General features: G+C 45.0%; 9 protein-coding genes. 8 read left to right on the top strand and 1 reads right to left on the bottom strand.

From position 1 onward, the window contains the following. Both E2L07_RS19550 and E2L07_RS19545 read left to right on the top strand, forming a co-directional pair. Positions 1–276 (top strand): integrase core domain-containing protein (locus E2L07_RS19550; RefSeq protein ID WP_134229560.1); only part of this gene is annotated, 276 nt, incomplete at its 5' end. A gap of 360 nt (positions 277–636) precedes the next feature. Beyond that, positions 637–900 (top strand): hypothetical protein, encoded by a 264-nt coding sequence (locus E2L07_RS19545; protein ID WP_010899982.1) that lies wholly within the window; start codon positions 637–639, stop codon positions 898–900. A gap of 108 nt (positions 901–1,008) precedes the next feature. On the opposite strand, the gene E2L07_RS19540 is transcribed toward E2L07_RS19545, so the two are convergent. Further along, positions 1,009–1,653: a pentapeptide repeat-containing protein gene (locus E2L07_RS19540; RefSeq protein ID WP_166740138.1), complete on the bottom strand. Its 645-nt coding sequence runs from the start codon at positions 1,651–1,653 to the stop codon at positions 1,009–1,011. A 137-nt stretch (positions 1,654–1,790) separates the two neighbouring features. On the opposite strand from E2L07_RS19540, the gene E2L07_RS19535 reads away from it, so the two are divergent. The 6 genes from E2L07_RS19535 (at position 1,791) to E2L07_RS19510 (ending at position 8,458) form a co-directional block, all read left to right on the top strand. Further along, a complete protein-coding gene (locus tag E2L07_RS19535; protein WP_134230426.1) occupies positions 1,791–2,246 on the top strand; it encodes a hypothetical protein in 456 nt (151 codons plus the stop codon). A gap of 230 nt (positions 2,247–2,476) precedes the next feature. Beyond that, positions 2,477–3,883, top strand: a complete 1,407-nt coding sequence (locus E2L07_RS19530) for a PTS mannitol transporter subunit IIBC (protein ID WP_134230425.1) — start codon at positions 2,477–2,479, stop codon at positions 3,881–3,883. A 19-nt stretch (positions 3,884–3,902) separates the two neighbouring features. Further along, entirely contained in the window at positions 3,903–6,005 is a 2,103-nt protein-coding gene (locus E2L07_RS19525; RefSeq protein WP_053430110.1) for a BglG family transcription antiterminator, read from the top strand. A gap of 13 nt (positions 6,006–6,018) precedes the next feature. Continuing rightward, positions 6,019–6,456 (top strand): PTS mannitol transporter subunit IIA, encoded by a 438-nt coding sequence (locus E2L07_RS19520; RefSeq protein WP_010899977.1) that lies wholly within the window; start codon positions 6,019–6,021, stop codon positions 6,454–6,456. After that, a complete protein-coding gene (locus tag E2L07_RS19515; protein WP_134230428.1) occupies positions 6,456–7,580 on the top strand; it encodes a mannitol-1-phosphate 5-dehydrogenase in 1,125 nt (374 codons plus the stop codon). The genes E2L07_RS19520 and E2L07_RS19515 overlap by 1 nt, the downstream gene beginning before the upstream one ends. 203 nt (positions 7,581–7,783) lie before the next feature. Continuing rightward, complete coding sequence (locus E2L07_RS19510; RefSeq protein ID WP_134230424.1) at positions 7,784–8,458, top strand: uracil-DNA glycosylase; 675 nt, start codon at positions 7,784–7,786, stop codon at positions 8,456–8,458. The last annotated feature ends 133 nt before the right edge of the window (positions 8,459–8,591 follow it).

The raw sequence follows: 8,591 nt of genomic DNA, 5'->3' as shown, positions 1-8,591 counted from the left end.
AGAGAGTATCGACCTCTCAAGCAAATCATTGAACGACTAAATCGCACGTTTAAAGGGAATTATCGTTCGACGCACGGCTTTGGTTCTGAACAGGGATCTGTTTCTTTTGTGACATTGTTTGTGGCTTACTTTAACTTCTTGCGCCCACATTCTTCACTTGAAGGTAAAGTGCCAGTCACAATTCCAGAATTAGAAAAGCTACCAACCATGCCAGCGAGATGGACAGCCCTTATTGGATTAGCTCAAGACTGGATTCAACAACAACAGTCAGCCTAACTTTTGTTTAGCTGAGCCCTATTCAGCTATCGGCGAAGCGAACTCTTGACAAACCGAACTTGCCAATGGTTTAAAATGGAAAAAGTCAAGGGTTATTTGGCATGCCTACTTTTGTTCCCTTCGCCCTTGATTGACCTCTGAATAAACCATTGGCGTGTTTGTCAAGAGCGATAGCGCGGCCTTTCCACCTAATAAATGGTAGTAGTGTTAGATCCAAATAAGGTTTTCATAGAAGTTTTGACACTACCGATTTGCTTTATTTATTTCTGAAACATTCTCTTTATACGTTCTGGTACTAAAATCCCTTAAAATTTGTTACCCTTAAGAAGAGAATGTTTAGCAGGAAAGCGGGTGGAAAAAATGCAAAAGCTTATGGCATGGATCGGTGTGGGCCTATTTGGCCTCAGTCTGTTGGCCTTCGTGTTGCCTACACATAGTTATTCGCGGGAAGCCACGATACAAGCCGCATTGTTCTGGGCAGGAGCCCTTGTGTTCTATTATTTGATTTGGGCCCTTGTTTACCGGATAAAAGGCGGACGAGTGGTGGCCAATGTTTTACTTACGCTTGCAGGGGCTGGTGCTATGGTGGGCGCGATTATTACTGCCTTTACACCGCATTATTGAAAACAGATGAGGGAGGTGCGAGACGACGCATCTCCTTTAATTTTTATTAGTGTAGGTGCTAAGTGGAACTATGGTTCTAAAGACGCTGAGCTCTCTTCATTCAAACCGTTAATGATCTTCAATGTTCAATCCAAGAATTTTCGCAAAACCGATCGCTTGCTCAGACGTGACTGTGCAGCCTTGCAGCTTGTCAAACGAGACGGTGAGTTGTTGGAATGAACAGGTGCGCAGGTCCATGTCCGACAAATCGGTTTGTGCAAAATTAGCCCCGTGCAATTGGCAATCTTGTATCTCTGTATGTTTCAGCACTGATTGATAAAAATCGGCTTCTTGTAAGGAGCAGTGACTGAAAGCAACATTCTTCATATTGGAGAATCCGAATGCGCTGTAATCAAGCAGGCAATCGATGAAGCGGACATGGCGGAAAGAAGCGCCTGAGCCGTTGAATCCAGTCATACGGCAGCGACGAAATTCCGCTTTGTGAATAATGGCATCTTGAAACTGGACGTTGGAAAGATCACATTTCTCAAAAACAACATCGGATAGGTCGGAACGGGAAAAGGAGCTATTTAGTAAAGTGACTTGCTTAAAGGATGATTGACGGATTTCCAAATGATCTGGGCAAATCAGACCATTGGTCTCGTCACCGATTAATTGAATGCTACCGATTTGGTCATCGCCTTCTTCAAGCTGTAGAATGGTAGCCGTTGTAAGCGATGATGGAAGTTGAGGTGCTTTGATTTTTTGTTTCAAATGCTTTCGCCTCCATGATGGGTGTCCAATAATAGTTCGTGCTTTATGTGTGTTTTCCTTCCTGATCCTATTTCGTGGTAAAATAGAAACGCTCTTTCTAATCAGGCTCCTTTTGGCAAGGATAGGAGGACGACAACATGTCGAGGAATGCTTTTGAACGAATGGCTTTAAAAGGGTTAGCTGCTTTTGGTTCCCTGCTTGTGTTTGCTACTGTGACTACCCTTGGACTTGCGGTGATTGACTTAATTCGCGGCAGTTACGATACTGATTTTTTGATTGATACGTTTTTATACCTTGCGTTTTCCGTTCTTTCACTCTGGGTTCTCTTTACGATCATTGTCTCTATTATAGCGGACGGAATCGTGGCCTTTCTCTTGAAAAAAGGGCGAATCAACGAAGATCTGTCGTTTCGCGTGTCCCTTTTCCTTCATTATGGGTTGCTCCTTGTCGGCTTCATTTACTTGTTTTTAAATGAATGGGGTGTTTCCCAGCTTGTGACCTTTACTGCATTTACGGTTGCCGTCATTGTGTATTGTTACTGGAGTCCGACGATTTTTTATCAACGTCGCCAGCAAAAAAATTCAGATCAATAATTAGGCTCCTTTTACTAAAGGGAGTCTTTTTCATGTTAAAATGTTTAACTCATTACATTACTAAAGTATAAGGACACTCACCTTTATGGACTCTAGAGAGAAGGGAAGCCTATCACTAGGCTTATCGAGTAATTTAAACTTTGTCACCCTTCCGAATGACGAAAGTGTGTTTTGATTTCGTTGTTTACAAGATGAGAGCGCTTTATTATGAACGTAAAGGGGGAAAGAACATGAACAATCAACCATCATTTCGGGCAAGAGTGCAAAAGTTCGGTAGCTTTTTAAGTGGAATGATTATGCCGAACATCGGTGCTTTTATTGCATGGGGACTTATTACAGCATTTTTTATTCCAACTGGTTGGTGGCCGAATGAGCAATTAGCAGAGCTTGTCGGACCAATGATTACCTACTTGCTTCCGCTTTTAATTGGATATACAGGTGGAAAGATGATCTATGACGTAAGAGGCGGTGTTGTCGGTGCAGCCGCGACCATGGGTGTTGTCGTTGGTGCTGACATTCCGATGTTTATCGGAGCAATGATCATGGGGCCACTTGGCGGATTTTTGATCAAAAAAGTAGACCAAGTTCTTCAGCCAAAAGTTCGCTCCGGATTTGAAATGCTCGTCAATAACTTCTCAGCAGGGATTCTTGCGGCGATTTTGGCGATCGTGGCCTTCTTAGGTATTGGTCCAGTTGTCGTATCCTTTAGTAACGTATTAGCGTCGGGCGTGGAAGTGATCATTGGCGCAGGATTGCTACCGTTAGCAAGCATTTTCATTGAACCTGCAAAAGTGCTCTTCCTTAATAACGCGATCAATCACGGTATTTTAAGTCCCATTGGGATTGATCAAGCGGCTTCAGCTGGAAAGTCCATTTTGTTCTTACTTGAGACGAACCCAGGACCTGGGCTTGGAGTCTTGCTCGCCTTCATGGTGTTCGGTAAAGGAATGGCAAAGCAATCAGCTCCAGGGGCAGCCGTCATCCACTTTGCTGGGGGGATTCACGAAATTTATTTCCCGTACATTTTAATGAAGCCGACCCTTATTCTTGCCGTCATTGCCGGTGGTATGAGCGGTGTGTTTACATTCGTTCTCTTTAATGCAGGACTTGTTGCGGTGCCGTCTCCTGGAAGCATTTTTGCCTTATTGGCGATGACACCTAGAGGAGAGTACGCAGGAGTTCTTGCCGGTGTTATTATAGCTACGGTCGTTTCGTTTGTGATTGCTTCGATTATTTTAAAAACAAGCAAAGCAACAGCTGAAGATTTGACAGAAGCGACTTCAAAAATGGAAGGCCTAAAAGGGAAGGAAAGCTCCGTCAAAGAAGCGTTAATTACTGACGACGAGCAACCTCAGGCAACTAAAGTAAACAAGATTATTTTTGCTTGCGACGCTGGAATGGGTTCGAGCGCTATGGGGGCTTCGATCCTACGAGATAAAGTGAAAAAAGCGGGGCTTTCGATTGATGTGGCGAATACGTCGATCAATCAATTGCCTGACGATGTGGACATTATTATCACCCATAAAGATTTAACGGACCGGGCGAAAGCGAAAAATCCACATGCCGAGCACATTTCAGTGGAAAACTTTTTAAGTAGTCCAAAATATGATGAGTTGTTAAACCGATTAAAATCCTAAACGAAATGGAGGGATGGACGTGTACATTTCAGCACGGGAACGTAATATTTTGCATCAATTATTGCAGCATAAAGACGGGTTAACCATACCGAAACTTGCACAACTGCTAGATGTAAGTACGCGTACCATCCAACGGGATTTAAAAGGAATAGAAGATATTTTGGCTGAATATGGCCTAAAACTAAACAAAAGTTCAGCCGGTCTCGTCATTAGTGGCGGGCCCTCTGAGCAGGAGAAGCTACTCGGTTTTCTCCAGACCCTTGAGTTAAATGAATTTACACCAGAGGAGCGGCAAATGCTCCTCTTAGCTATCTTATTGCAGCACCGGGAACCGTTGAAGCTTTTTACCCTTGCCGACGAGTTAAACGTGACGGTTGCGACGATTAGCAATGATTTAACGAGAGCCGAAGCGTGGCTGAACGGCTTTCGTCTCGAGCTCGTTCGAAAGCGAGGGTATGGTGTGCAAATTATTGGACGCGAATCTGACATTCGTCGGGCTATCAGTCAGCTGCTGGCAGAGCATTTGACCGAATCGAAAATGTACCGGATGCTTTCTGAGCCATTAGACGATTGGGAGCAAACGGATGCGATTTCCGAGCGGTTGCTTCATCTTATTAATCTTGAGTTAGTGAGAAATATCCAAGAAGTCCTTGCTGATTTTCGAAAGCAAATGGTAGAGCCAATGGCCGATCGAGCATATATCGGGCTCATTGTCCATTTGACGTTAGCAATTGAGCGGATTCGCCAAGGGGAAAAGATTGAGATTGACCCGTCTTATTTAAGCAAATTAAAGATGGATAAAGAGTTTGAGCTTGCGGCCGATTTAGCGAGACGCTTGGAGCAAAAGCTGGGAATGAACATCCCAGAAGCGGAAGTTGGCTATATGACTATGCATATCCGAGGAGCAAAAGCGCACGTAGAGACGGAGTCGCTCTTGGAAGAGTCGAACTTTCAGTTAGGTGTCCGCGTCAAAGCGCTCATTCACGAGGTGGAAAAAAGTCTCCACGTTCAATTCCAAGATCCTTCATTGTTCCAAGGCTTAGTTGCCCATTTAAAGCCGGCGTTATATCGAATTCGCGAAAAAATGAAAATTTACAACCCGCTGCTTGAAAAAATTAAACAGGATTACGAGGAACTTTTTCACGTCGTTCAAGTCAAAGGAAATAAGGTGTTTGAACCGATTACGATCCCAGAGGAAGAAGCAGGATTTCTCGTCATGCATTTCGGATCTGCGCTTGAAAGGCTGAAGCGCAAGCGGACGTTAAAAGTACTTGTCGTCTGTTCCAGTGGGATCGGGTCGTCAAAATTTTTGGCCAGCCGAATCGAAAAAGAGTTTCCCGAAATTACTTCGATTGAGCAAGCGTCCTTTTTTGAACTAGGAGAGAAAAACTTACACGACTATGATCTATTTCTTTCTACCATCCCGCTCCATACCGATGTGAAGCACTTTGTCGTTCAGCCGTTTTTACCTCCCCACGAAGTTAAGCAAATTCGTGCTTATTTGGATGAAAAGCTAAGGGAGCCATCAGCTGTTACTGAAACGGGTCAGGCCAGTCTACAGGTGGCGGAAGGCGGATCGAATGTTTTAGCAATTGAACGCTTTGCCCACTTTGCCAAGTTGAATCAAGACATCTATCAAGTGCTGAGCCATTTTCAGTTAATCCAAGTGGAGCGAGGGATCTCAATCGAGGAAGAGATCGAGCGTATTTGTCGATCACTAGAGCAAAAAGGAATTCTCACCAATGGAGGCGGTGTGGCTCAAGCTTTGATTGAACGGGAGCGTGCAGGGGGTGTAGCGATTCCAAACACGTCCTTGGCCCTTTTCCATACAAGATCAAGGGACGTAACCATTCCCTATTTTGCCATGTACGAGTGGGGGACCCCTTCGCTGCGAAAAGGAATGGACAACAGTCTAATCCTTGTCGAGCGAGTCGTTCTCATGCTTGCTCCGCAAGATCTTGAAGAAGTTCGCTTAGAATATTTAAGCTATTTAAGCACGTTAATCATTGAAAGTGAAGAAACGATGCGCTTATTTGAACGAGCATCCGAGCAGGCCGTTTTTGCAAGAATCTATGAATCCTCGCAAGCATTCGTTCAAGAAAAAATAAACAAAGACGGATAAGGAGTGGAGTGTTATGAGTCAAACAATTTTATCAACAGAGACAATCAAAGTAAAAGCAGAGGCAAGGTCGAAGGAGGAAGCAATTAAGGCAGCAGGAACTCTTCTTGTAGAGAAGGGCTATGTTGAGCCGAACTATGTGGATAAAATGTTTGAGCGGGAAACCGTTACCTCAACGTATTTAGGGAACTACCTTGCCATTCCCCATGGAACCGAAGAGGCGAAAGAACAAGTGATTCATTCAGGAATGTCGGTACTGGTATTTGACGATCCAGTTGATTGGGATGGACAAGAGGTTCGCGTGGTGATCGGGATTGCTGGCAAAGGAACGGAGCATTTAGACATTCTGTCCAAAATTGCGATCACGTTTTCTGAAGAGGAGAACGTTGAACGGTTACTTTCCCTTGAATCGGCACAAGAGGTGCTTGCCTTTTTAGGTGAGGTGAACGAATGATGAAGGCCATCCATTTTGGCGCAGGAAACATTGGACGGGGGTTTATCGGCGCGTTGTTATCCAAGGCAAACTATGAAGTCGTATTTGTCGATGTGAATGCCCAAGTGATCGACCGCTTGAACGAGCAACGATCCTATACGGTCTTGACGGCTGATGAAGACAATGAGGAAAACGTGATCCACAATGTAAGAGGACTAAACAGTCGCACACAGATGGAGCAGGTGATTGCCGAAATTGCTACGGCCGACCTTGTGACGACGGCTGTTGGCCCGTCCGTTTTACCCCATTTAGCCCATCCAATCGGGCAAGGACTCTTGAAAAGAAACGGTGCGCCGATCCAGGTCATCGCATGTGAAAATGCAATCGGTGCCTCTTCCATGCTTCAAGAATATACGAAGGCTTCTCTTTCTGAAGAGGAATGGAGCAAAGTCGATAGGGTCACAGGATTTCCGAACGCGACGGTCGACCGCATCGTTCCTGCCCAAGATCACGCCGATCCGTTAACCGTTTCCGTCGAACCATTTTATGAGTGGGTGATCGAGACGAAATCGATGAAAGGAGAGCGGCCAACGATTGACGGAGTCACTTACGTGGAAGACTTGACTCCTTACATCGAGCGAAAGTTATTTACGGTCAACACAGGTCATGCGATGGTTGCCTATCTCGGGTTTCAAAAAGGACTCATGACGATAAAAGAAGCGATTTCCGATCAAACCATTGCCGAAAAAACACGGCAAGCGTTAGCGGAAACAAAAGGGCTGCTCGTTCATAAATACAACTTCCCTCCTGAAGCCCATGATGAGTACATCGAGAAAATTTTCAAACGTTACAACAATCCGTATTTGTCTGATCGAGTCGAGCGGGTCGGTCGAAATCCGATTCGTAAGCTAGGATACAACGAACGACTCGTGAAGCCTGCACGCCAGTTGCTTGACCTTGGACAACAGCCGACTGCTTTACTGGCAGGGATTCAAGCTGCTTTCGCCTTTTTTGTCGAGGACGATCAGGAAAGCATGGAGCTACAGAAAAAGCGACAAGTGCAAGGACTAGAACAGACGGTAGTGGAAGTGACGGGATTGCCAGCCGTCCATCCATTAGTGCAAATGATTGTAGGCAATAATTGAATAACGTGTGTAGAGAAGGTGGTTTACTAAGCAGTAGACCATCTTTTTTGGGTAGTAAAAAACGAGAGGAACCACTACGGCTCCGCTATCACCGAGCTTTTTTTAAAATGGTAAAGAAGCTTGTCGAAGTACCACGGATGAGAATCAAATTCGTTAATGTTACAATGTAATGGATAAAGAAAAGAAGTGTGGGAGCGGAGCCTATGTCAATTTTACATAACGATTGGGCAGATGTATTGGAAGCGGAGTTTCAGAAGCCATATTACGTGCAATTGCGTGAATTTCTCAAACAAGAGTACAGCACGCAAACGATTTATCCGTCGATGTACGATATTTTCAATGCTTTGCATTACACACCACTTGCAGAAGCAAAAGTGGTGATTTTAGGACAAGATCCTTATCACGGGCCGAATCAAGCCCACGGTTTAAGTTTTTCCGTGAAGCCAGGGGTACCACTACCGCCATCGCTGCAAAATATCTTTAAGGAGCTGCGGGAGGATCTCGGCTGCCCCATTCCAAACAACGGTCACCTAACCCCATGGGCAGAGCAAGGGGTACTGCTCTTAAACACAGTGTTAACCGTAAGAAAAGGGCAGGCAGCCTCTCACCGTGGAAAAGGGTGGGAGAGCTTTACCGATCGGGTGATTACCTGCTTAAATGAACGGGAGAAGCCTGTAATCTTCGTTTTGTGGGGACGTCACGCGCAAGAAAAGCAAGCGCTGATTACGAATGATCGCCATTACATCCTCACAGCACCCCACCCGAGTCCATTTTCGGCTAATCGGGGCTTTTTCGGTAGTCGTCCCTTTTCAACGATCAACCGTATTCTCCAAGAACAAGGGGAAAGCTCGATCAATTGGGAAATTCCAAATCTTTGATGATGAATGGTAGTGTCAAAACTTCTATGAAAACCTTATTTGGATCTAACACTACTACCATTTATTAGGTGGAAAGGCCGCGCTATCGCTCTTGACAAACACGCCAATGGTTTATTCAGAGGTCAATCAAGGG

It is taken from the genome of Halalkalibacterium halodurans (genome assembly GCF_004376175.1).
GTDB lineage: Bacteria > Bacillota > Bacilli > Bacillales > Bacillaceae_D > Halalkalibacterium > Halalkalibacterium halodurans.
The sequence above is the reverse complement of the archived record's forward strand: the minus strand, read 5'-3'. Positions and strand labels throughout refer to the sequence as shown.